Source organism: Culturomica massiliensis, from assembly GCF_900091655.1.
GTDB lineage: Bacteria > Bacteroidota > Bacteroidia > Bacteroidales > Marinifilaceae > Culturomica > Culturomica massiliensis.
The window spans coordinates 719,576-745,294 of sequence record NZ_LT594621.1; the positions used below are offsets into that span (position 1 = coordinate 719,576).

Sequence of the window (25,719 nt, forward strand, 5' to 3'; positions counted from 1 at the left end):
CTTACTTATGAAATTTGGAGAATTACAACCGAAAGATTTATGGCATTATTTTGAGGAGATATGCCAGATTCCACGCCCTTCGAAAAAAGAAGAGAAGATCGCTGCCTATTTACTGAATTTTGCGAAAGAGCAGGGATTGGAAGCTAAAAAAGACGAAGCAGGAAATGTGTTGATTATAAAGCCGGCTTCGGCAGGTATGGAACAGACGCCTACCGTTGTATTGCAGGCGCATATGGATATGGTGTGTGAGAAAAATGCGGATACGGTTCACGATTTCGATAAAGATCCGATTCAGCCTTATATAGATGGGGAATGGGTAAAAGCCAAAGGGACGACTTTGGGGGCGGACGATGGGATCGGGATGGCTGCCCAGTTGGCGATATTGGCTTCGGATACCATAAAGCACGGACCGTTGGAATGCCTTTTTACCGTGGATGAAGAGACCGGTTTAACCGGCGCTTTTGCTTTAAAACCGGGATTTTTTGAAGGAAGAATGTTGTTGAATCTGGATTCGGAGGATGAGGGGGAATTGTTTATCGGGTGTGCCGGAGGTATAGATACCGTTATCGAAATGCCGGTGGAAAAGGACGCTCCGATAGGAAGTGTATTTGCCGTAAAAATAACGGTGAAAGGTTTGCAGGGCGGACATTCCGGGGATGATATCAATAAAGGGAGAGGGAATGCAATCAAGATATTGAACCGCTTTTTATGGGATTTAAATCATAAATACGGTATTCGCATTGCTGATTTTTCGGGAGGTAACCTTAGAAATGCCATTGCCCGGGAAGCCAGTGCGGTCATTGTCTTTTCCGAAAAGTGTAAAGAGCAGGTACGGGTGGATTTCAATGTGTATCAGGCAGAGATGGAGTCGGTATGGAAGCTTACCGAACCCGGATTAAAGATGGAACTGGAATCGACGGATTTGCCGGAGCAGGTGTTGGTCCCGATTTATACTGCCCGGTTGTTGAATGCTTTGTATGCCTGTCCGCACGGGGTTTTCAGCATGAGTTACCGTATGCCCGGAATGGTGGAGACTTCCACGAATCTGGCGTCTGTAAAGATGCTGGATGACAACGTGCTTATTACAACTTCTCAACGAAGTGATGTCGATTCGGAAAAAATGAATATCGCCCATATGGTTGCTTCTGTATTCAGTCTGGCCCATGCGAAAGTAACCCATGGAGAAGGGTATCCGGGCTGGGCTCCCAATCCGGATTCGGCTTTGTTGAAGATTGCCGTCGCATCATACCGGAAATTGTTCGGAAAAGAACCGATCGTTCGTTCCATTCATGCCGGTTTGGAATGTGGCTTGTTTTTGGAAAAATATCCGGATATGGATATGATTTCGTTCGGTCCTACATTGAGAGGTGTTCATTCTCCGGATGAGAAAGTAAATATTGCAACGGTGGAGATGTGGTGGCGGCATTTGATCGATATTCTGGAACATATCGGAGAAAATTGAGGGTAAGGACATGTCGAAAAAATTGGAAAAATACGATCGGCTATACGAGCAGATCAAGCAATATATCGTAACGACCGAAGATATCTGGGCCCGTTTGGCGACGATGGAAGCCGTGTTGCATCATAAAATGCAGACTTTTTTCTGGACCGGTGTTTATGTATTGGTGGATGACGAATTGCTTGTACGTTCTTATCAGGGACCTGTAGCCTGTCAGAAATTGCGCCATCATACGGGGGTATGCTGGGCAGCCGTGAGTTCCGGGAAAACAGTTATTGTTCCCAATGTGGAAGAATTTCCGGGACATATAGCCTGCAATTCGGCTTCGAAAAGCGAGATTGTCATTCCGTTACGGGACAGGGAAGGTAAAGTATTCGGGTGTCTGGACGTCGACAGCGACCGGCCGGATGCTTTCGATAAAGAGGATGAGCAGGGATTGTGTAAAATCCTGTCTTTATTGTATAGTAATTAATTTTGTGTTAAAAAAAATTAATGCTGCTTTGAATTTTTTATTGACATTATTACCTTAGTTGCCACAAAGGAAAAATACAAATTCGTTAAATACAAAAGAGAAAAATTATGAGAAAAACAGTATTGTTACTTTTGATGAGTTTTATGGCTTTAGGAGCTTTTGCCCAGGATCCCGGTGCTACTGAAAAGAATGCAGGAAACGCTGCCTGGAAGGCTAAAAATTATGCAGAGGCTTTTACGAATTTCGAGAAGTATCTGCAGATCGTAAATTTTAGCGATAAGGCTTATATTTATAATGCGGCTGTTGCTGCAAGCAAAATGAATAATTATGCTGCTGCCGAGAAATATTTTGAGATGGCCATAAAAAAGAATTATAAAGTGGCCAATTCTTATTTGGGTAAGGCTCAGGCTGAAGAGGACCTGAAAAAAGAAGGCGAGATGCTGGCTACATTGGAAGAGGGATTGAAAGCTGTTCCGGGAAATGTGAAATTGGAAAGTATGTACGGTTCTTATTATCTGAAAAAAGGAGTGGAAGCTCAAAAAAACAATAATCTGGAAGCTGCTGCTGCCGATTATGTGAAAATTACCAATCTTACCAATGTAGACCTGAAATCAAAAGCATTTATGGCTTTGGCTTCTTTGTATTTTAATAACGGTGCTGCTATTTTGCAGAAAGCTTCTCCGATTGCCAATACAGAGAAAGAAAAATATGCATCAGAAAAAGAAAAAGCTTTAGGAAATTTCAAGAAAGCGTTGGATTATGTCAATCAGGCCCTCAAACTTTCTCCCGAAAGTACGGATGTAAAAGATTTGGCGAAACAGATCAAAGATGCTATGAAATAACAGACTCGGGAATAAAATAAAAAGAGCAGATTTTCATAAAATGTACCCCAAAAGTCAACCAAAACTTTTGGGGTATTTTTATAAGTAAACTTTAGTTATTTATGCTGCCCAACAAATGTTGTAATATGGTTTTATCTGAGATAAGGATCGACGCAGTTCCTTTCATACCTTTTTTTATAGCGTAATTCTTTTCAGAGGTAGATATGGTTGCAATAAAATAGTTCATGCCGTTAGTGTCAACGATATCCTCAAAGACGGAGTTTATTATACCATGTTTGTAACCATATTGATTGGCCTGATAGCCTTCAAATTCAATTTCTACATTTGTACCGACATGTATAACATTAATGTAATTATATGGAATCATAATTTTTATTTCATTTGAATTAACCGCTGTGGCATCAGCCTTTAGATTTTCAGGATATGGTATATAATAAATTGCAAAAAATAATCCTATAAGTATTATAGACATGATGGTCATTCCGTACCGAATAATTTTATTGGGTAGCTTTCCTATAATATTGCGAACTTTTTCACTCCTAAGTTCAATTTTTTCCAATTCACTCATGCTATTTTATGTTAATTTCCCAACTCTAATTGATTTTTCACAAGACTATAATATGTACCTCGTTTTTTAATAAGGGTAGTATGATTTCCTGTTTCTACTATATGTCCTCCATCCAATACGATGATTTGATCGGCATTTTTCACTGTACTTAATCGATGGGCAACTACAATCACGGTGCGACCTTTATAAAACTCATTCAATTTCTTTACAATGCTGCGCTCATTTTTTGCATCCAGCGCATTTAAAGACATTCGGATCAGCCGGACTTTGCATTGTCTCCCAATATATATTATTGTTGATGTGAGTAAATAACGCTGTAAGATTCAGCTTGTTTCCAAATAATGATGAACAGGTGGATCTTGCAGAGCAAGAACTAAAACAGGTCAAATCGGAAATCCGTACCGACAAGCTCAAGAGCGTAGCCACCGATACGGCAACCGCACTCGCAAGCAGTGTGGGTTCTCTTTTCGGCAGCGGAAAGATGAAGTCTTTGGAAAGGGAGAACGAGGATTTAAGGGATGAGATAGCAACCCACGAAGAAACAATAGAGCAGTTGCAAGCCAAAATAGGAACTATGCAGAATGAACACAGACAGGCTATGATGAACAAGGAGAATGAACATCGCAAGGTTCTTGAGGCAAAGGAAGCAAAGCACAATGAGGAACTCAACTTCCTTAACTTGCTTTATATGAAAGCCCGAAGATGGTTTCCCGATTTGGCAGACCTACTTAAAATTGAAAAGGAATGTTCAGAAATAGGCATAAACTCATCGAACTTTAGCACCTTGCTTGATTACAAGGAACACAAATTTAACGGAAATTTATTCTCTCCCGAACACAGAAGAAAGTTCGAACTTAACAATACGCCTATTCAGATTGTGCGAGATACTGACAACCGTCTGAAATTGCATATCAATCATAAACCTATCAAAGAATGGTTTATGGAGCAATGGGAGAAACTCCGACAGGCTATCCATCGCCCGATGCAGCCACCAAAGCAGAACAGAGGAATGAAACTTTGAATTGATAAAAAGCGGTAATAATTTGCACCTAAAACAAATTATCACGGCTTTTCCGTAACTTTGCAAATAAATAGCAAAACAGAAATTAAAAATGAAATATTATATATCTATTATTCTCTTTACAGTATCCTTATTATCCTGTAATAGGCACTCAGAGTATTGGGACAGAATTGTTTTAGCGGAGTCATTGATTTATGAAAAACCAGACAGTGCTATGGCAGTTTTAAATCAAATTAATACAAAAGATTTGATAGATAAACATGAAATAGCCGCCTATTCTCTTTATTTAACAATGGCTTTGGAAGAAGCAGGAGAAAGACAGGTCAATTTTGACATCTTTCAGCCTGCGCTTGATTTTTATACTAACAGTACTGAAGGAGAAAAGACTAGTTCTTCAACGGAGAAGATGAGAGGTCGTTATTATGCAGGCCGTATTCATCAAGTAAAGAATGATACTTTGGCTGCTATGCAGTACTATTGTAATGCTTTATATAAAGGTGTAGATTCCGATGATATACTGACAAAAGCTCGCATACATTATTCTCAAGGTGAAATTTACAGCTATATCCATGAGTGGGATAGGTCGATAGTTTGCAATCAAAAAGCAGCCCAACTATTCAGAGAGTTAAACAGGACAAATGATTATGCACGATGTCTCATTAATTCTATTATATACTTCGGTCATAAAAAAGATAGTATAAATGCGGAAAAATATATAGAACGGTGTAAAGAATTGCTTCCTATAATCAATGCGGATCTACAAAGTGACTTTTATGTGGCACAATTAAAATGTATTTTAAACTACGATAATGCAGCCATGATTAAAGAATATCTTGACGAATACTTTCTACACGTTCCTATGTCAAGATACAATTGGCTGTTAATTGCTGAGACGTATTGTCGAATAAAAGATTTTGATAAGGCGCAAAGCGCCATTTCTAATTATAAAGGACATTCCGCTACTAATGAAGAAAAGGCCACATATCATCTTATTGTATCGGAATTATATAAGAATAAAGGTGATTATGATAAAGCTCTATATGAGATTGAGCAATATAAACACACCATCAATGGTATCTATTCTTCTATCATTAGTCAAGACACCAAAATTGTAGAAACAATCGTAAGTAACACAGGTATATTTTTAAAACATTTAGCAAATAGGGAAACGGTTGTTTATATTGCCATTTTACTTTTGCTTGTTGTCTTATTATTATTTCGTACTATTTATAAGAAAAATAAAATTCAGAGGAGATTGGTGGAACAAGAAATGGAGACATACAAATTATTGTACTTGCAAATGGAGCAGGAACGTGATAATTTGACAGAGTTGCTGTCACAAAATTGTGATTTGCCTACAAATGTGCAGAAGTCAGTCGCTCAACGCTTGGAATTGCTTAATAAGTTTTTTACCGCTTATATCACCAATAACAATGAAATTGACCGTAAAGCCAACATGGAATTAGAGGAATTGTTAGCTAATAAAGATGCCTTTATGATTTCTACTAGATTGGCTTTCTCTGGAAGCCATCCTAATTTTATTAAATATTTGGAAGAAAGAAATTTGACGGAATGGGAGATAAATTATTGTTGCTTGTATGCATTAGGGCTCAAAGGAAAGGAGGTCGGTTCTTATATAAAGATGCGTTCTCATTATAATAATAGTATTGAGATTCGGAAAAAATTGGAAATTAATGAACATGAAACTAACTTAGGTATATATATCAGGAAATTGCTAAAAAGTTTGGAATAGAACAATATGCAATAAACTGAAAGTTTAATAGATGTTGTTCCAAAATATTTTCAATTATAATTGATTATCAGTTTATTGTAAATCAAAATCTGAAACTTTATATTTGGGAATGAAACTATCTATTGGTATTTTTGCCCCATAAAAACAATCAAAAATTAGTTTTATGAAGCATTGTTTGTTAATCGTTACATTGTGTATTTGTTCTATGGGAGTGCTGCCAATAATATCATGTACCCCTGATCAAGAATTCTATCCTATTGAATTATCGACAGAAGGTATTGAGTTTATTAAGGTTGATCGACTTACACTGTCGGCAGAAATTCCAAGTGAAGGTATTAACTTTTCCATTACGGGTATCGGGGAATACGCCGATAGGATTTGTGTAAATGATGTAACAATAGATGGCTAGGTACAGAATGACCCATCTATGCCAATAACATCACTAAGTGGGGATTGGGGAAGTTTCAATCAAAATGGTAATACAAAACGCATGTTGGAATTTACCATTGGTGGTGGATATGGGGTTAGGTATCTTCGTTTAACTCAGGAATGTTCGGAATCTAACAATTAATTGTTCATAGGCGAACTATCGCCAATACTACAGATAAAATAGTATATAACCTGTTGGTTGAATATTATAGATGACTTTTTTAGAATGAGTAGAGCCTCGAAATGCTCTGCTCTTTTTTATTGCTATATATGAGTATATGCTCATCTTTGTAAAAGCTCAAACCTCTTGTCTTCCTATCAAAATAGAACAATATACAATAACCTGAAAGTTTAATAGATGTTGTTCCAAAATATTTTCAATTATTATTGATTATCAGATATTTAAAAGCAAAAACCTGAAACTTTATATTTTGGGATGAAACTATCTTCCGATAATTTTGCACCAGAAAAACAATCAAAAATTAGTTTTATTATGAAGCATTATTTATTAATAGTTACGTTGTGTATTTGTTCTATGGGCCAATTGATGGCTCAGAACATTTCGGGAAAAGTAGTGGATGAGGAAAATAATCCACTGCCTTATGTTAGTGTTATTCTTCAAAGTGTTCAGGATTCATCATATGTAGGTGGAGTCGCCACGAATACTGAAGGTTTATTCGCTTTGCCAGCAAAGGCAAATAGAGAGTATGTATTGATTGTATCTTATATTGGGTATCAAACTATCAATAAAATCTGTAAGGCTGGAGATGTTGGTTCTATCATATTAAAAGAAGATGTAATGATGCTTAAAGAAATCAGTGTTGTTGCCTCGAGAACTCAACACGATGCAAATGGCTACACTGTCAATCTTCGGTCATCAGGAATAGTTAAAGGCAAACAGTCTTCAGATGCATTGGCTTTTCTTCCTGGTGTAACTAATGAGGATGGTAATTATAAAATTAATGGATTACCTGTAAGTGAGATATACATAGATGGAGTAAAGCTCTCATCTGCTAACGAACTAAAAAATCTACCAGCAGATATGATTGACAAAGTGAGTGTAAAGTATTTGGCAGGTAGTAATCAGAATGCAGCAATGACTGGCGGTACAGTTGAAATCTCCTTGAAACAACCACTTAAAGGTGGATATTACGGAGCATTGACAGGTGGATTAACTTTCTATCCTTCGTACGGTTTTAGTAATGAAAATCTTGGTGGTATTATGTACTATCGTCATAAAAACTTAAGCATTTACGATAACTTGTCATTGAATTTCAATCAACCAGAGGAGACTGCTGAGCAAATAATCTGGGACCAAACTTCCAATTTGCGTACTGAAATAGATGAAGAGACTCGCTATAAAGGACATACAATAAACAATCGTTTGAGTCTTACACAACAGATTAATGAAAAGAATACTATCGGAGGTAGTTATTATATCTCCACAAATAAACTCAACACATTCTCTAATACTATTGGCAGAGATGTAAATGCTATTCAGTCTATAATTGATAGCAAAAATAGCTATCTTGATCAGGAAGCCACATTGAAATATACATCTATACTAAGCAAACGTGGAACAACACTTGAAATCATTGGAGATTATTTCAACCGCCAATCAGATAGCAAATCCGATTATTTATATAGCGACAATACATATAGTGTTTCTGGAGATAAATCTTCATTGAATATGTACAAGTTTTCAATGGATTTAACAGATCCCCGCAGCCAGAAGTTGGTGTGGAAATATGGTGTCTCAGTGCAATATATATCATCAGATTATACCCCAATGATTAATACCATTGAAAACTCAAACCGTTTCCAAACAAGTCAAATAGCAACACGTACAAGTGGTTTGATTCCACTTGCATATGTTTCGGCAATGGGTCAGATTTGGAAGATAAGATATAGTGCGGGGCTAAATGTTCAATTGAATAAGATTCAGTATGAAACATTAGACAATAATTCAAAGTCTTCAGATATTCAGTGGGGAATAAACCCAATAGTTCAGTTGATGATGCCACTTGACAAGAAAGGCAACCATGCTTTAATGCTTAACTACAAACGTACCCTTGATGATATTCCCTATGCTGCAATTTCATCAACAATCCGTTGGAGTGATCCATATAACTACACAGTTGGCAATCCTAATTTGAAATCGCCTACAGCAGATATGGTTATTGCTGGTGTATCTTTGTTTCGTAATATCTTGAACCTAACAGCAGTTTATGCTCACTCGAAAGATGTCATTTATTGGGAGACTATGCAGAGCCCGACTGCATCAGATGTGTTTTATACAACACCTGTCAATCTACGAGCTGAAAATATGTATGGAGTTGGAGCTGAAATTAATTGGAGTCCCGTAAAGCCGTGGACTATGAAATTATCAGGTCGTCTTGAAATACATCCTGAAGATTTAACATTAGGTGGTATCTATTATGGAGAGACAAGACTTCGTCAATATTATGTGATGTATAATACTTTCAGCTTTAAGCATGGTTGGGGTGGAATGTTAAATCTCATGTTTGAACCAACTTACAAGACATACGACAGAACATATCATATGGTTTATAATGTAGGCGGTCAGATTTATAAGAATATGTACAAAGACAAATTGCAATTAACCCTTACCTTTAATGCTCTTGGAGACCGTCGCAAGTATGACCGATATACCAATGGCAGCAAGATAACTTATAATTATACTACACCAGTGCAGAATATAGGTTTATCACTTATATGGCGACTCTCAGGTGGCAAGAGTGTAAGTGTTAATACTGTAGAGAATGGTTCCCAGAATTACAAGGAGATTAAAGATATTAGGTAGTAGGTTATGTCTCGATTCCATTTCATAAAACAACATGATGCAATGCAGTGTGGTATTGCTTGCTTAGCGATGGTATGCCCTTATTATGGTAAGAATTATTCGTTGGATACACTGACTGAAATCTGTAATACTGCCAATGAAGGCGTTTCATTACTTGGCATTTCAGATATAGCTGAACGACTCGGAATGCATACGATTATTGGGTATTCATCCATAGCCCAATTAAGTAAAATCACATTGCCTTGTATCTTGTAGTGGAATCAGAACCATTTTATTGTACTTTATAAAATTAGGTGGAAGAGATATTATATGGCAGATCCCAAAGAAGGATTGATAAAGTATAATGAATCAGGGATTAAACGACATTGGATAAGTGTTAGTTATGATGATGAAGAAAAAGGAGTTGCAATGTTTTTGAAGCCCTCAAATTATTTTTTGTAATTTGACGAATGATTAGTAATCATGACAACTATTTATCGAAATTATTTTAGTAATTATAGTGTCCTATAGATATAAAAATCCCCCGGAAAAATGTATTTCCGGAGGATTTTAATAAGTTTTTATGTCTATATAAAAAACAGTATTTTTAAAATAATTAAAGGGACTGTCTAACAAGCTTGTAGACAGCCTCTTTTTTATTTGTGTCTTATTCGACGATGGTTACCCGGTTAAGCGGGTTGCTGTCAAACATATTGGCGACACCGCCTTTGGCTTCTACTTTCAGTTGATTCGGATTAACACCGTAATCTTTGGTCAGGATTTTGAATACATTCTCGGCGCGTTGACGGCTGAGTTGCATGTTGAATTCAGGTGTTCCGGTTGCTTTATCCGCATATCCGATAATGGTATAGACTTTGTTCGGATTTTGCTTGATCGTTTCTGCTACATATTTCAGGTTGACTTTATCCCGGGCCGTAATATTGGCACGATTGATGGTGAAGAAAATAGCTAACGGAGCCATTACTGTTTCTTTTTCAACTTTTACGTCTTGTTTCATGGCTCTGGTACGGTCGAGATCTTCCAGTAATTTCCGGTTGTGCGCCTGTTGTTCGGCTAACTGAGCACGTGTTGCTTCCAGTTGTTGTGTTGTAGCAGCCAGAGCTATGTCTTCTGCCATAACAACCGGTTGCATGCTGCGTTGGAAGTGACGTTCGTTGAATTTGTAGGTAAAACCTGCAGTTACGCTTAAGATACCGTTGGCTCTCTTACCTCCCGGCTCACCGGCAAATTTCTTTTCAAATACCGAACCGCGGATTTCTACGTTCAGGTCAAAAGCATCGGAAAGACGCATTTTGTTGATCAAACCTGCATTTGCCGTGAATACATTGTTACTGGCAGAGCGACAAGCATGCATGATACCGAATCCTAAATAAGGAACGGCTTCGTAAAAACGATCCGTACGATAGCCGCCGATCCAGTTAGAAAGGTTCAAAAGCACGTCTCCGTGAACATTGAACTGTTTCCAGTTTTGTTTGTACAAACCGTCTTTGTCGGGACTGCCTGTTACATACATGTTATTGGGATCATAGGTGAATCCTTTTAATGTAAAACCACTTACCTGGGCACGTAAGCCGATGGTAGGTACGAGCCATTTACCTATGGAAAAATCGAAAGACGGAGCAATACGTTTCCCGAATTTACCCTGGGAGTCATTTTGTCCGAAATAAACCTGACCTCCTGCACCGATGGATATAAACCAATTGTCCCAGAAACCATTGGTTACATAGCCACTCCAGGAAGTGTTCCTCTCCTGTACCACTATTTCAGTACTTTCCTGCGCGAATGACAACAATGGTACCCACGCGATTAATAACATTACTAGTTTCTTTTTCATCTTTTTTCGTTAGTTTAGTTTTCAGTTATAACGTTACGGTAATTTCAAGGGTTTCTTTCTTTAACTAATTTTTCTTTGTGATCTGTTTCCTGTTTTATTGTTTTAAATCCGTTGACTTATTTCCCTTTTTCGTAAATACCTTGAATTTAGTTCTTTAAATTTTTGAAATGTATGACTATTCTAAAGGTCTGTTCTTGTTGTAAAATGTCAAAGAACCCGAATTCAAAAGAGTTACGGGATTTTTTCAGATAAGTTTTAATAAATGACCCAATTTTTGATTTACGGTTATAAAAAATCGATAAATGATAACCGATATTGGTAATTCAGATGTTGATCTCTCCCTGAATAATTAAAAATTTAAAGTTTAGACCTGCTTTTTGCCGATAGTAATTCTTTTATATTTTGACTTGTTTCGGGCTGAAAACAATAAATAAAATTTGAAAACTTTTTTGGTTTTTAAAGTTTTCAGACTACCTTTGTGCGGTTCAAAAAATAAGGTATATGGATGCAGAACTGGAACAAAGGATTGTAAAGCGTGCTTCTGAACTTTTTCTGATGCACGGGATTAAATCGATAACGATGGATTTTATTGCGGGGGATATTGGAATTTCTAAACGTACATTGTATGAAGTTTTTAGGGATAAAGATGCCTTGCTGTTGAAAACTTTGGCATATCAGGAGGAGAAAAGCAGGGAAGAGCGGGATAAACTGGCGCTTACCTGTACGAATCCGTTTGAATTGGGATTGAAGGAATTTGCCCGGATATCGCAAGCGATACGGCGGGTAAACCGGAATTATATGCGTGATTTACAGAAATATCATCCGAAGGTACTTCCTTATCTGGAAGCTAACCGGAAATCGAATACGGAGGGGTTGATACGTTTGACGGAGGAGGGGATTCGGGAAGGGTATGTACGTCCGGAACTGAACGGTCGTTTGTTGGCATTGATTTTGCAAGCGCAATTCGAAATCCTGATGAATTTCGAAAAAATCGAAGAATACAACTTTTCGTTTTCGGAGGTGTTTGAAACAATTGTTATAAATTTTGCCAGGGGTATGGCGACTCAGAAAGGTTTGGAGCTGGTTGACAATTATTTGAGTAAGAAGAATGAATAAATGTTTGAAATAATTTAAAAATTATGCGTGGTAAATTAGTATTTGGGTTGATGTGTGCGGCTTGTATTGTGTCGTGTAAACAGCCGGAAGTGAAGGAAAGCGGTCCTCGTCCGGTAAAAGTGACGAAAGCACTTCCTTTGAATGTGGTGGAAAAATCTTTCAGTGGTGTCGTTTCTCCGGATCAGTTCAGTGATCTGGCTTTTAAGATGTCGGGACCGTTGATTGCCCTGAATGTCGAAGAAGGGCAGCGGGTGAAGAAAGGACAGGTTGTTGCCGTGTTGGATCCTTTGGACTTCCGTCTACAGTATGAAGCTAAAAAGTCTTCATATATGACGGCTAAATCTCAGATGGAGCGGTCGGAAAAACTGATTAAAAAGCAGGCGATCTCGCACCAGGATTATGAGTCGACACAGGCCAGCTATGCCAATGCGAAGGCGGCTTATGAAAATGCAAAGAACATATTGGACGAGACAAAACTGCTGGCACCTTTCGACGGTTTTATTCAGAAAAAATATGTGGAAAATTATCAGAAAGTGCAGGCAGGCCAGGGAATCGTATGTTTGATCAATCCGAATAAGTTATTGGTTAAATTCACATTGCCGGAAAATAATATGCAGTATTTGCTCGCTTCGCCCCAAATTGCCGTGGAATTCGAAAATTACCGCGGAAGATTCTTTAAGGCGAAAGTGAAAGAGTATATCGAAGCTTCTCCCGACGGTTCGGGAGTTCCCGTATCTCTCTATGTAGACGATCCGGATTTCAATCTGAATGATTACAAAGTCGCTACCGGTTTTTCTTGCCGTGTGGTGTTGAAAATATCCCGGGAGGGATATGCAAATTATGTGCAGGTGCCTTTGACATCCGTTTTTATGGATCCCCGGACGAAAGAGAAACGGGTGTTCGTATATAACGATGCGGCCGGTAAAGTGGAGCAGCGTGTAGTGAAGGAAGGCGGATTGGTGGATAAAGATATGATTATTATTACAGAAGGACTGAATCCGGATGAAAAAGTGGTGATTGCGGGGACGACCCGTTTGATAGACGGACAGCCGGTAAATGTGTTAACAGAATAAGAGCAGCATATGAATCTTCCAAAATATTCACTAGAGCATACGAAAGTAGTGTATTTTTTTCTGATTATCATGCTGATCGGAGGTACCATTTCGTTTTTTAAATTGCCTAAAAAAGAGGACGCACCTTTTGTTATCAAACAGGCGGTGCTGATCACCCAGTATCCGGGAGCTACGGCTTCGGAAGTGGAAAAATTGATAACCGAACCCATCGAACGGGAAATCCAGTCGATGTCGGAAGTAAAACAGATCAAATCCGAATCGTATTACGGAATTTCTAAAATCAGCATCGAGTTGAAACCGACCATTAAACCGGAGCGTATGCCTGTGAAATGGGATGAGTTGAGGCGTAAGGTGTTGAATATCCGTCCGAAATTACCCCAGGGGGCTTCGGATATTACCGTCAGCGACGATTTCGGGGATGTGTACGGTATTTATTATGCGCTTACCATCGATGAGGGCTTTTCGTATAAAGAGTTGCGGGACTGGGCGCAGAGAATAAAGACGGAATTGACCCCGATTGAAGGGGTACAAAAGGTTCAGTTGTTCGGGGAACAGACAGAGGTTGTGTATGTACGGTTTTCCGTACCCAAATTGTCTGCTCTCGGGCTCGATCCCAACCTGATCGCCCAGACTTTACAGACACAGAATTTGCAGGTAAATACGGGGGAAATCAATGCCGGGAGCTTCCAGTTAAAGATTGTGGCCGACGGTACTTATAAAGATCTGGACGATATTCGCAATCAGTTGATTATTACAAAGGAAGGTAATGAGGTGCGGTTGGGGGATATAGCTACCGTTGAAAGGGGGTACCTCGATCCGCCTTCCAATCTGATGCGGGTGGACGGTAAACGGGCTATCGGCATCGGGGTCGCTTCCGGGGCTGAGGATAACGTAGTTGCTGTCGGGGATTTGGTAGCCGGACGTTTGCATTTGTTAGAGAAATTAATACCCGTCGGCATGGATGTGGTGTCGATTTATCCGGAGAATGTAATCGCCCGGGAAGCGAATAACGGGTTTATCCTGAATCTGATCGAATCTTTATTGATTGTTGTTGCTATTATATTTATCGTGATGGGAGCCCGGGCCGGTATGCTGATCGGGAGTTCTCTGTTGTTTTCAGTGACGGGCACCTTGTTGATTATGTTGTTTCTGGGAGTAGGCCTGAACCGTACTTCTCTGGCTGCGTTTATCATAGCCATGGGTATGCTGGTTGACAATGCCATTGTGGTGACCGACAATGCCCAGATCGGAATCAAACGGGGCATGTCCAGATACAGAGCTTTGATCGCAGGGGCTACGGGACCTCAATGGGGACTGCTCGGTGCGACTTTTATTGCAGTTTGTTCTTTTTTACCGATGTTTCTGGCTCCCGATTCCGTGGCTGAAATCGTAAAGCCTTTATTTATCGTGTTGGCTGTATCTCTCGGACTTAGCTGGATATTGGCATTGACCCAGACACCGACTTTCGGGAATTTCATATTGAAAGAGAATACCTCTGAAGTAAAGTCCGATCCCTATGATACGAAATTTTATCACAGGTTCGAAGGAGTATTGCATAAATTGATTCATCATCGCTTTATAACTTTGTTTACGGTTATTGCAGTGTTGATATTTTCTTTGGTTGTTATGGCTTTGATGCCGCAGAGTTTCTTCCCTTTGATGAATAAACCGTATATGCGCGCCGATCTGATATTTCCGAATGGCTACGGTATACGGGATGTGGAACAGAATGTGTTTCAGATAGAAGAATACCTGAAACAGGATCCGAAGGTGAAGTCCTTTTCCGTGACGATGGGGAGTTCGCCTTTGCGTTACTACCTGGCCAGTTCTTCTTTCGGACCTATTCCCAATTTTGCCAATGTGCTGATAGAAACACACGATCCGAAAGATTCCCCTGCTATGGAGCAGGAGTTTTACGATTATATGCTCCGCAATTATCCGAATGTACTGACCCGTTCGTCTTTATTCATGTTGTCGCCCGTGCCGGAGGCGACGATTGAAATCGGATTTATCGGAGAAAATATCGATACCCTGGTGGCCTTGTGTGAGAGGGCGAAAGCTATCGCCCGTGAATGCGACGAGGTGATGGAAGTGAGGAGTAGCTGGGGAACACCTGTACCTGTATGGAAACCAATGTTCTCGCAGGAAAAGGGGTTGCGTTTGGGGATTACCCGTCAGCAGGTGGCGTATTCCTTGAAAGCGGCTACCAATGGAGTTCCTTTGGGCGAATACCGGGAAGGCGATGTATTTATGCCGATTCTGATGAAAATATCCGATCAGGATTCCATAAATCCGCAGGATATACGTACGTTACCTGTGTTCAGTTCAAAAGGGAAGTCGATAAAAGTGGAACAGGTGACCGATAATTTTAAATTGGAATACGATTATAGTGTTATCAAACGGTACAACCGGGAACGTTGCTTGATGATGCAATGTGATCCGAAACGGGGAGCGAATGCGATGGCTGCTTTTCAGCAGGTGCTGACCAGTGTACAAAGTCAGGTACAGATGCCTGAGGGGTATAAGATGAAATATTTCGGAGATCAGGAACAACAGGATACTTCGATGGCTGCTTTGGGAAAAAATATTCCGTTGATGTTTTTGTTGATTTATCTTACCTTATTATTACTGTTTCCTAAAAATTACCGGAGTCCGGTTGTGATTATGCTGATGTTGCCTCTGATTTTTATCGGCGTGGTGTGGGGATTGATCGGATTCGGCAAATCGATGGACTTTTTTGCCATGCTGGGATTATTGGGGTTGATCGGTATGAATATCAAGAATGCGATTGTACTGGTGGATCAGATCGGAATAGAACTCGAATCGGGTAAAGAACCGGTACAGGCTGTGGTACAGGCAACGAAAACCCGTATTGTGCCGGTGACGATGGCGTCGGGTACGACGATTCTGGGTATGTTGCCCTTGTTGTGGGATGCTATGTTTGCCGGGATGGCTGCGACGATTATGGGGGGGCTGTTTGTGGCGACAATGCTGACTTTGTTTGTTTTGCCGGTAACCTATTGTATTTTTTATAAGATACGTATTGACCGGTAATTGATTTTAGATTGTTGATTTGCGATTTTTGGCAGTTGGCTGTAGAAGTGGCTGATAATAGGTTGTTGATCGTAAATTGAAAATTAGAAATATAATAAATGTAACGTATGAAAAAATGGATCATATACAGTTGTTGCTGGCTGGGCGGTTTACCGCTGGCTGCACAGACAACTTCGCTGACAGTTGGTGAGTACAGGCAAAAGGTACTGAATTACAGCCAGCAGATCAAGCAGAGTGCCGAACAGCGCATAGCTATGCAGGAAGCGATGAAGACGGCTAAAACGGCTTATCTGCCACAGGTGAATGTTTCTGGGAATGTACAATACCGTATCAATGACTACGATATGGATTTCGGCGGAGTCAAGGTTCCGATGGCGAACGAAACTTACAGTGTCGAAGCCGGATTGACACAGACCTTATATGGCGGCGGGGCTGTCCGGAACAGCTATAAGGCTGCCGAGGTACAGAAAAATATAGCCGAGAAAGCGGAAGAACTGACCGTCGATAATATCCTGTATGCCGCCGATGTTAATTATTGGTCGACGGTGGCCAAGAAAGACCTGTACCGGGTTATGAATCAGTATGTGAAGATTATCGGAGAACTGGAGAAGGTGCTGACGGACCGTTTTAATGACGGATATATCAGCAAAACCGATCTTTTGCAGGTACAGGCCCGTTTAAAGGATGCTGAGTTGCAGAGAAGTAATGCTTTTAAACAATTTCAGGTGGCCTTGCAGAATCTGAATGTATTGATGGGGGAGTTACCGATGAATGAGGTTTATATTACCGACAGTATCAGTATGTTGCTGGCACTGCCTCCTCAAATCGGAGCGGAAGCCGCTTTTGAAAACCGGCCCGAATATACGATTGCCGGGTTGAATATTGAATATCAGAAGCGGCAGGTTAATCTGACCCGTAGCAAATATTTGCCCTCCCTGGCGGTTGGATTAAAGGAAAACTGGGGCACACAGATGCTGAATATCGACGGTTCGACAATGTGGAATACGGTTGCTTTTGCTTCGGTGAGTATTCCGGTTTTCCAGTGGGGGGCTCATCGTAAAGAGGTGAATGTACAGCGGGCCATGTTGCATAGCAAGGAGTATGACCTGCAAATTACAAAGGATCAGATTACCCTGGAAGTCAGTAATGCCTGGACAAACCTGACCGAAAATACAAAACAGATAGCGGTGGCTGAAGAAGCCTGCCGGATAGCGGAAGAAAACCTGGAGTTGAATACGTTCAGCTATACGGAAGGAAAATTGCCGATTATCGATGTGCTTTCGGCACAGGTGACCTGGATTCAATCATATAGCAGTTTGATTCAAACCTGGCTGCAACAGAAAGTTTCCCTGGCAGATTATAACAAAGCTATCAGTCATTGATACCGGCGCTGGATGTCGTGTAAATCGGGAAACGGATTATTCAATAGTAAAGACACAGAGGATTACTTCTGTGTCTTTACTGATTTTATTCTATATTTGTTTTTTAGAGCAAATAAATTGTAAATCATGAAAAAGCAGTATCTGTCGATCATCCTTATGATCGGTTTGTCGATTGTATTTTCGGACTCTTTTGCCGGGCGGAAAAAAGTGGGACTGGTGTTGAGTGGAGGCGGGGCGAAAGGAATAGCCCATATCGGAGTAATCGAAGTGTTGGAAAAGGCCGGAATCCCTATTGATTATGTGGTCGGTACCAGTATGGGATCTATTGTTGGCGGATTGTATGCCATCGGTTATACCGGAGAGGAACTGGATACGCTGGTGCGGCAACAGGACTGGACTTTTTTGTTGAGCGATAAGGTGAAGCGGGATTATCTGCCTTTTATGGAAAAGGAAGCTACAGAAAAATATGTTTTTTCTTTTTCTTTCGGTAAAGGGAAGGAAAGGCGTGTTCCGGCCGGGTTTGTTGCCGGGCAGAACGTTTACAATCTTTTTACAGATTTGACATTGGGATATCATGATTCGTTGGATTTTAACCGGTTGCCCATTCCTTTTGCCTGTATTGCAGCAAATATCGTAGACGGACAGGAGGTGGTATTGAATAAGGGGAATCTGGTGCAGGCGATGCGGGCCAGTATGGCGATTCCGGGCTTTTTTACTCCGGTACATCTGGATAGTATGGTATTGGTGGACGGTGGTATTGTCAACAATTTTCCGGCAGATGTAGCCAAGGCTATGGGAGCAGATATCATTATCGGAGTGGATGTACAGGCTGACTTGCGGAAGAGCGATAAGTTGAATACTTTTCCGGAGGTGATGGGACAGTTGATTAATCTGATGTGTTTAAATAAGTTCGAAGAAAATTATGCATTGACGGATTTGTATATAAAGCCGGATATTAATGAATATTCGGCTGCCAGCTTTAATCCGCAGGCCGTTGATACGCTGATTGTCAGAGGCAAGAGGGCTGCCGAGGCGCAGTGGGAAAAGCTGATGGCTTTGAAGAAGGAAATCGGAATAACGGAGGAGGTAGTACGGAAACCCAGGCAGATACAGGAAGATACCTTTTTTATACGTTCGATCGTGCTGAAAGGGGTATCCGAAGACGAGGCCAAACGATTGCGCCGGAATATCCGGATACAGGAAAATGAAGGGATTACCCTGACCGGGTTGCATAGAGCTATCGCTTCTCTGTATGGGACAAAAGCTTTTTCCGGAGTAACCTATCGTTTGCTCGGGGGGCCGGAATACGTTCTGGAATTGTTGCTGACGGAAAAGCATATGGATGTTGTGAATCTCGGTTTCCGTTTCGATACGGAAGAAATGGCTGCTATTTTATTGAATACCAAATTCAATTATAAAGCTTTGGGAGGGTCCAAGTTTTCTCTGACTGCCCGTTTGAATAAAAATCCTTATATCCGATTGGACTATGCTTTGGAAAATCCTTTTTTACGGCGTTTGAATCTGGCTTATATGTTTCGGTACAATGATTTTAATCTGTATGACAAAGGAAGTAAAAGTAACAGCATTACTTACCGCTATCATTTGGGAGAAGCCAGTTTGTCCGATCTTTATTTCCGGAATTTCAAATTCCAGGTGGGGGTGCGCTATGAATATTTCGATTATGATCCCTTTTTATATAAGGAGGATAGTCAGGGTACGGATGCCATATCGAAAGGATACATTAGCTATTTTGCCTTGGCTCATTTGGAAACGTATGACAGAAAATATTATCCGACCCGGGGATTGTCTTTTGAGGCTGCTTATTCGTTGCATACCGATAATTTTGTCCGGCTGGACGGACATGCTCCCTGTTCGGCTTTGAGTGCCGGATTCACGGGTGTCGTATCGCTTTCCAACCGTTTTAAGATGTTGCCTTCTGTATACGGGCGTGTGTTGATCGGTAATTACGTGCCTTATCCTTATCTGAATTACATGGGAGGGCAGGTAGAAGGCCGTTATATGGCACAGCAGCTTCCGTTCGAAGGTATCAGCCATATCGAAGTCTTTGAAAAATCATTGATGGTGGCCAGATTGCAATTCCGTCAGCGTATGGGAAGCCGCCATTATCTGTTTGTGACCGGAAATTTTGCTTTACAGAACGATAATTTTTTCGATATCCTCGGTGACCGGGGGATCTGGGGCGGAAGTGTGGGTTATTCTTATGATACGGCTGTCGGGCCCATCGGTTGCAGTTTCAATATGTCCGATTATACCGATAAGCTGGGTTTCTATTTTAATCTCGGGTATTATTTTTAAACAGGTCGAAACCTGAAATTGTGAATTTCCGGCCCTTTTTTCTTAAGAAAAAAGGGCCGGATTTATATTGATAAGGTTTTTGTTAAAAATGCATCTGATAATCAGATTGTTATAAGTGCAGTGATAAGGTTTTTGTTTTTGCCTGTCTGAATTTTTTTGGCCTTTGTACTTTAAATTTAGTACAGAAAAACCGGTTATCATGAATTATGCAGCTTTTGTGTTGTTCCGGTTGAATAACGGATGTGTCGCGTGATAAACGAAATAAGATAGGTTATTTGCCTTATTGTTCGAATTGTCTGACAATGCTTGATTTATTTTTTGTATTATTTATTAAATCTTTTCAATTATGAAAACTTTGGGACTTTTTACGTGTGCTATGTTATTGTTCTGCCGGGGGTATGGACAGCAGTTAAACCAATTGTACGATCTGCCGAAAATCCAGCAGGATAATCTTTCGTTACCGACTCCGGAGCCGGCTCAATTGATCCGTTATGTGGACTATCCGGTGTCTTACAGTACGGGTATACCGGAAATATCGGTTCCGCTTTATACTGTAAAATTACGGGAACTGTCATTGCCGCTGAGTTTGTCTTATCATGCGGGAGGTATTAAAGTGGAGGATGTTTCAGGTAATACGGGATTGGGGTGGAGTCTGGTGGCGGGAGGTGTGATCAGTCGTGTGGTCAACAACCAGCCTGATGATACCCGTTCTTTCGATTTGCGGGATCAGATCGGTATTATAAACCGGCAGGAGCATACATACCTGAAACAGGTGTTGCGACATGAAAAAGAGGCTGGTTACGACCGGTATTATTACAATTTTCCGGGAGGAAGCGGTTCGTTTATCTATGATGTCAATACGAAACAGATTACCGAGATTCCGGTTACCGATAATAAAATAGAAGTATTATCGGTACCTTCGGCGGTCTATTCCAAATTCAATTTTAAAATAACGACACCGGACGGTACGGCGTATTATTTTACGGAAACGGAAGGGATCGGGAAACGAAATCCGGTAGCGACTTCAATGACCAATTTATATGTGAATACGGATTACAGGACTACTTCGAGCTGGTATCTGACAAAAATCGAAACGTTTAATAAAACGGAGACCATCGAATTCGTTTACCGGAATGTAGGCCAGTGGTCGCGTAGTTTACCGGTCAATACGATATCCGGTTCGGCAAGCGCCGCTTTAGGGGATGTCCCGGTGGGGGATTATTCCCCGGACATATTGGGTTGGAGTTCCGTGGAATATTTCGATTGTAAGGTGTTATCGGAAATACGCTATAAAGGAGGGAAGGTTGTATTTACACATATGCAGGACCGCACGGATAACGGCCTGAAAGCCCGGTTAAGCCGTATGGATGTATATGCCGGTTCGGTTTTACGGCAGTATGCCGTGTTTCAGAATCAGAACAGTTATTTCGGAGACGGGCGTTTGCGTCTGGCGGGTGTGACGGTTTACGGTTCGGACGGTAGTGTTGCCGATCGTTACGGTTTTAAATATATAGATGAAAGTGTAACTATCTCTTCCCGTTTTGCCCAGGATTTTTTTGGGTATTACACAGCTTCCAAGACCCAGAATCTGACTTTTCTGAATACCGGCAGTGTGCGGATACCCGGGAAATACGATTATTCTTTTTCCGATGCGGAAAGGTATTCTTTGAAACGTATTACGAATGCGACGGGCGGGTATACGGAGTTTGTCTATGAAGCGAATCAGCATGATGAACCGGTCATCGGTCCGGTATCTATCGGTGTCCGGATCAAGGAAATCGGTCAGTATGAATCGGACGGAACCTTATTACGCAAACGGAGTTTCAATTATTACGACAGTTTCACGTCGATAGATTTTACAAAAGTTAATGCCAGTTGCTTTCTGACTCAAAGCGGGATAAAAAGTGTCGGTACCATTTTTGAACGGGTTATGGTGTCGCAATCGAATTCTTATTCTTCGGGCAGTGTTCTGCCCGGCTTGTCCCTGGAAAATGCCCGGGTATATTACGGGCGGGTATCGGAATTGACCACCGGAGCCGGAAGCGGGGATACGATCCGGACGGATTACGAATACAACCCGCGTTACGGACGCAACCATTTCGTTTATGCCGGATGGCCATATGTACCTTCTTATCCGCTGGGAGGTGAGGAAGCCCAGCGCTATCTGGGAAATGGTTTCGGTTGTTCCCTGGCTTCTCAGTGTGCTCCTTATAAGTTGCAATTTATACCGGGATATTTTCTGGAATCGAATTGGGCTTACGATAAACTTATCCGGCGTACAATGTATAAAAAAGAAAACGGAATTTTCAAACCGGTGGAGATAGAAACCCATGAATACGAGAAATTCGATTTGAAAGAACTGCAGGTAGGACTTTATGTACAAGGTATCGTTTACACGATACAGGACCGGACCAATGGGCAGTATTCGGAAGATTTCAAAAGCGTAAATGATTTCTTTTATTTCGATGTAAATCTTTACAACGGGTATTGTAAGTTGAAATCGACGACGAAAAAGCAGATTTTCGGGAGCGATACGTTGCGGGAACGTTGGGACTATGCATATTATTCCGGTTCACCGCAGGAAAATCCGGGAATTCCGATTGCCGAAACGGATCCTTTTGCCAATTATACGCCTTTTGTACCGGAAGAGCCGGAGGAACCCGGAATAGACCGTCCCTTACATCCGGTTAATCCTGAGCGTCCGAAAGATCCGAAAGATCCGAAAGATCCGACCGATCCCGGCGATCCGGGAACGTCCCTATTGATGTCGGTCCGGAGCGCCGGTTCGATCGACAGACCGCTTATTCCCGATACAATACAGCTTGCCGATATCGGTAATTCGGCATTGTTGCGGAGTGAGTCTTATACCTGTAACGGCAAGACATACAAACGGGAATATACGTATGCAACCGATTTTTATCTGATCGGTGCTCATAATTTGTCGGCTTTGAAAGAAGAGAAGTTTTCTATCGACGGCGTGAAAAAAGCGGCTGTTAACTATACTTATACACAAGTGACCTGCGGTGGTAAGACAATAACCGTGCCGTCTACGGTCTATCGTCAGGTGGAAGACGTCGAAACCGACCGTAAAACCGTCACTGCTTATGACGTGAACGGTTGTCCTGCCAGTATGACCAGGACGGGAGAGCCTGTGACCTGTTATCTGTGGAGTTATAACGGGCTTTATCCCGTAGCCGAAATTAAGAATGCGTCTTATCCGGCGGTGGTTTCAGCTATGGGAGGGGCTGCCGTTGTAAATGCGATGGCGGTGGCTGCCGAACCGACGGCTGGCGATCAGAATCGTTTGGAAGGCTTGCGTGCGGCTTTACCGGGAGCTTTGGTCACCTTGTATACTTATCTTCCTTTTATCGGTCTGACGTCGGTTACCGATCCTTCGGGCCGGAAACAGATGTATGGTTATGATTCCTGCGGACGTTTGTTATCGGTGAAAGACGAGGACGGGAATATTGTGGAACAATATGAATACCATTTAAAAGAATAGGGGATTGCCTTCACAGGGGAGAACTTTTTTGAGATTATCGGAATTTTTTTCATTTAAAATTTTGTCGTTATGAAAATCGTTTTTTTTCTGTTTTTTTTGTTTCGGGGCTTTTGGGTGCTGGCTCAAACCGATCTTGAGCCTCTTCCGTTGCATACGATAACGCCTTCTGCCGATCGCAATTATACGATCCGTTATCGTCCGCATTTTGGGGTAACTTTTGTAAATCATCGTTTGGGTTTGTCGGGATCGGAAGCGACGATCAGCTATTTCGACGGGTTGGGGCGTTGTGTGCAGGTGGTGGAATCCGGAGCGAATCCGGGCCGTCAGGATTTGATTACACCCGTTTCACCTGATTTCTACGGGCGTGAAGAGGTAAAATCCTATCTTCCTTATGCAGGCGGTACGGATAAGGGGATTTACAATATCGGTGCACAATTGGCGCAAAACAACTATTATGGTGGACTATACGGTTCTTCGGGCGGTAATGCTTACGCGTACAGTGAGCGCCGTTACGAGGAATCGGGTGCCGGTCGTTTGCTGGAAAGCAGTCGGCCCGGAGCACCCTACCGCTTGTCCGGCGGGCATACGGTTCGTTACAATTATAGCTTGAACAGCGGAAATGAGGTCCGCCGGTATGTTTATGCTAACGGCAGTGTGAGTAGCCCGGGGTATTTTGCTGCCGGCACATTGTATCGTCAGGAAATATCCGGAGAAGATAACCGCCGTCGCATCGTATTTACCAATTTTCGGGGCGATGCGGTACTGGAGCGCTGTTATGCTTCTTCCGGGGAAGCTTTGGATACCTATTACGTTTATGATGTGCTGGATCGTCTGGTTTGTGTGATTCCGCCGATGCTCGGAGGTAGTGCCGTAATCTCTTCTGCTTCTTTATCGGCCTATTGTTACCGCTATAATTACGATAAGCGGGGAAATATTACGGAGCGTATGCTTCCCGGAGTCGTAACGGAAAAGATCGGTTATAATGCCGCCGGACTTCCTGTGAGCCGTGATCAGGGAGACCGGCATTTTATGCTGAGTTATGATAACCATAACCGTCTGTTACAAGAGTCGTACCGTTACGGCAGCGGTAGCAGTATTGTACTGACGGAGCGTTGTTACGACAGTTATCCCCCGGTGAATGGATTGGGGTTTGTGGCTGCTACAGGCTATGCTTCGGCTTATGACAGTCGTGTGGTGGGTTTACAGACATATGAGAAAGAGCGGATACTGGCCGGTAACAGTGTCTCGGAACCGGGGCTTTCGGGACGTTATATCGAGCGTTGTTTTTATTACGATAGTAAAGGACGTTTGATACAGCGTGTTGAGAAAAACCATTTGGGCGGAGTGAGCCGTTATCATTATGCCTATGATTTTGTGGGTAATGTGACCTCGGAATGTGAAACTCATACCGTCGGAGGTGTTACCACAAATTTGGAGAAAGTCAATAACTATGACCATGTAAGTCGTTTGCTTTGTTGCAAGGTATACCTGAACGGAGTATATAAAGGCAAGGTGGATTATGAATACGACGCATTGGGTCGATTGTCTGTCCGCCGTTACGGGGAGAATGCGGCGACGGAAACCCTGTCATACGATATACGCGGGCGTTTGACGGAACAGGGTTCTTCTTTTTTCCGTTTGGGATTGCGGTATGAGAATGCACAGAAAGGGCCGGGACTTTATGGGGGAGATATTTCGGAATGGAGTTGCCGTTACGGTAGCAAAGCGGAACAGTTGTATACGTTTTCTTATGACGGAGCCGGCCGATTTACCGGAGGTAACCATTACGAAAACGGTGTTTTGGTAAATAAATATGTGGAGCAGGGGATCGGTTATGATAAAAACGGCAATATATTATCATTGAAGCGTTACAGCAACGGTGTTCTGGTAGACAATCTGGTCTATAGCTACAACGGTAACAGCTTGTCCGGTCTGACGGAATCGGCCGTGGTCGCTTCGGGCGATATTTACGAGCGTAAGAATGTATCCGGCGGCAGCTATGACTACGACATTTATGGTAACCTGTCAAAAGACAGTCGAAAAAATTTGAATTGTTGAATACAATCTTTTAAAT

At 41.6% G+C, this 25,719-nt stretch carries 16 protein-coding genes and 2 pseudogenes; 15 read left to right on the forward strand and 3 right to left on the reverse strand.

Features of this window, described 5'->3' with window-relative positions:
• Positions 1-7 precede the first annotated feature (7 nt).
• From BN8908_RS04150 to BN8908_RS04160, 3 genes are all read left to right on the forward strand, one after another.
• On the forward strand, positions 8-1,462 hold the full coding sequence (locus tag BN8908_RS04150) for an aminoacyl-histidine dipeptidase (protein ID WP_021988626.1): 1,455 nt from the start codon (positions 8-10) through the stop codon (positions 1,460-1,462).
• Between the two features lie 10 nt (positions 1,463-1,472).
• Positions 1,473-1,931, forward strand: coding sequence for a GAF domain-containing protein (locus BN8908_RS04155; protein ID WP_082989214.1), 459 nt, complete (start codon positions 1,473-1,475; stop codon positions 1,929-1,931).
• A gap of 107 nt (positions 1,932-2,038) precedes the next feature.
• Positions 2,039-2,773 (forward strand): tetratricopeptide repeat protein, encoded by a 735-nt coding sequence (locus BN8908_RS04160; RefSeq protein WP_021988628.1) that lies wholly within the window; start codon positions 2,039-2,041, stop codon positions 2,771-2,773.
• Between the two features lie 91 nt (positions 2,774-2,864).
• On the opposite strand, the gene BN8908_RS04165 is transcribed toward BN8908_RS04160, so the two are convergent.
• Both BN8908_RS04165 and BN8908_RS04170 read right to left on the reverse strand, forming a co-directional pair.
• Positions 2,865-3,341, reverse strand: a complete 477-nt coding sequence (locus BN8908_RS04165) for a beta-barrel domain-containing protein (RefSeq protein ID WP_021988629.1) — start codon at positions 3,339-3,341, stop codon at positions 2,865-2,867.
• A gap of 11 nt (positions 3,342-3,352) precedes the next feature.
• A pseudogene (locus BN8908_RS04170) lies at positions 3,353-3,583 on the reverse strand (peptidase domain-containing ABC transporter); the annotation flags it as partial.
• Between the two features lie 110 nt (positions 3,584-3,693).
• On the opposite strand from BN8908_RS04170, the gene BN8908_RS04175 reads away from it, so the two are divergent.
• The 5 genes and pseudogenes from BN8908_RS04175 (at position 3,694) to BN8908_RS18885 (ending at position 9,809) form a co-directional block, all read left to right on the forward strand.
• Entirely contained in the window at positions 3,694-4,362 is a 669-nt protein-coding gene (locus tag BN8908_RS04175; RefSeq protein ID WP_021988631.1) for a hypothetical protein, read from the forward strand.
• Positions 4,363-4,453: 91 nt separating this feature from the next.
• Positions 4,454-6,115 carry a tetratricopeptide repeat protein gene (locus tag BN8908_RS04180; protein WP_021988632.1) on the forward strand — a complete coding sequence of 554 codons (1,662 nt, stop codon included), beginning with the start codon at positions 4,454-4,456 and terminating at the stop codon, positions 6,113-6,115.
• Positions 6,116-6,278: 163 nt separating this feature from the next.
• A complete protein-coding gene (locus BN8908_RS04185; protein ID WP_021988633.1) occupies positions 6,279-6,524 on the forward strand; it encodes a hypothetical protein in 246 nt (81 codons plus the stop codon).
• 456 nt (positions 6,525-6,980) lie between these two features.
• On the forward strand, positions 6,981-9,368 hold the full coding sequence (locus BN8908_RS04190) for an outer membrane beta-barrel protein (protein WP_068689310.1): 2,388 nt from the start codon (positions 6,981-6,983) through the stop codon (positions 9,366-9,368).
• Between the two features lie 6 nt (positions 9,369-9,374).
• A pseudogene (locus BN8908_RS18885) lies at positions 9,375-9,809 on the forward strand (cysteine peptidase family C39 domain-containing protein).
• Positions 9,810-10,014: 205 nt separating this feature from the next.
• Here BN8908_RS18885 and BN8908_RS04195 read toward each other — a convergent pair.
• Positions 10,015-11,202 carry an OmpA family protein gene (locus tag BN8908_RS04195; protein ID WP_021988635.1) on the reverse strand — a complete coding sequence of 396 codons (1,188 nt, stop codon included), beginning with the start codon at positions 11,200-11,202 and terminating at the stop codon, positions 10,015-10,017.
• Positions 11,203-11,703: 501 nt separating this feature from the next.
• Here BN8908_RS04195 and BN8908_RS04200 point away from each other — a divergent pair.
• From BN8908_RS04200 to BN8908_RS04230, 7 genes are all read left to right on the forward strand, one after another.
• Positions 11,704-12,318 carry a TetR/AcrR family transcriptional regulator gene (locus BN8908_RS04200; RefSeq protein WP_021988636.1) on the forward strand — a complete coding sequence of 205 codons (615 nt, stop codon included), beginning with the start codon at positions 11,704-11,706 and terminating at the stop codon, positions 12,316-12,318.
• Between the two features lie 23 nt (positions 12,319-12,341).
• Complete coding sequence (locus BN8908_RS04205) at positions 12,342-13,391, forward strand: efflux RND transporter periplasmic adaptor subunit (protein WP_068689312.1); 1,050 nt, start codon at positions 12,342-12,344, stop codon at positions 13,389-13,391.
• 9 nt (positions 13,392-13,400) lie between these two features.
• Complete coding sequence (locus BN8908_RS04210; protein WP_068689314.1) at positions 13,401-16,445, forward strand: efflux RND transporter permease subunit; 3,045 nt, start codon at positions 13,401-13,403, stop codon at positions 16,443-16,445.
• Between the two features lie 107 nt (positions 16,446-16,552).
• Positions 16,553-17,827, forward strand: coding sequence for a TolC family protein (locus tag BN8908_RS04215; RefSeq protein WP_068689315.1), 1,275 nt, complete (start codon positions 16,553-16,555; stop codon positions 17,825-17,827).
• A gap of 126 nt (positions 17,828-17,953) precedes the next feature.
• Positions 17,954-20,143: a patatin-like phospholipase family protein gene (locus tag BN8908_RS04220; protein ID WP_068689316.1), complete on the forward strand. Its 2,190-nt coding sequence runs from the start codon at positions 17,954-17,956 to the stop codon at positions 20,141-20,143.
• A gap of 346 nt (positions 20,144-20,489) precedes the next feature.
• Positions 20,490-23,645: an RHS repeat protein gene (locus tag BN8908_RS04225; RefSeq protein WP_068689318.1), complete on the forward strand. Its 3,156-nt coding sequence runs from the start codon at positions 20,490-20,492 to the stop codon at positions 23,643-23,645.
• A gap of 69 nt (positions 23,646-23,714) precedes the next feature.
• Entirely contained in the window at positions 23,715-25,703 is a 1,989-nt protein-coding gene (locus BN8908_RS04230; protein WP_068689320.1) for a DUF6443 domain-containing protein, read from the forward strand.
• The last annotated feature ends 16 nt before the right edge of the window (positions 25,704-25,719 follow it).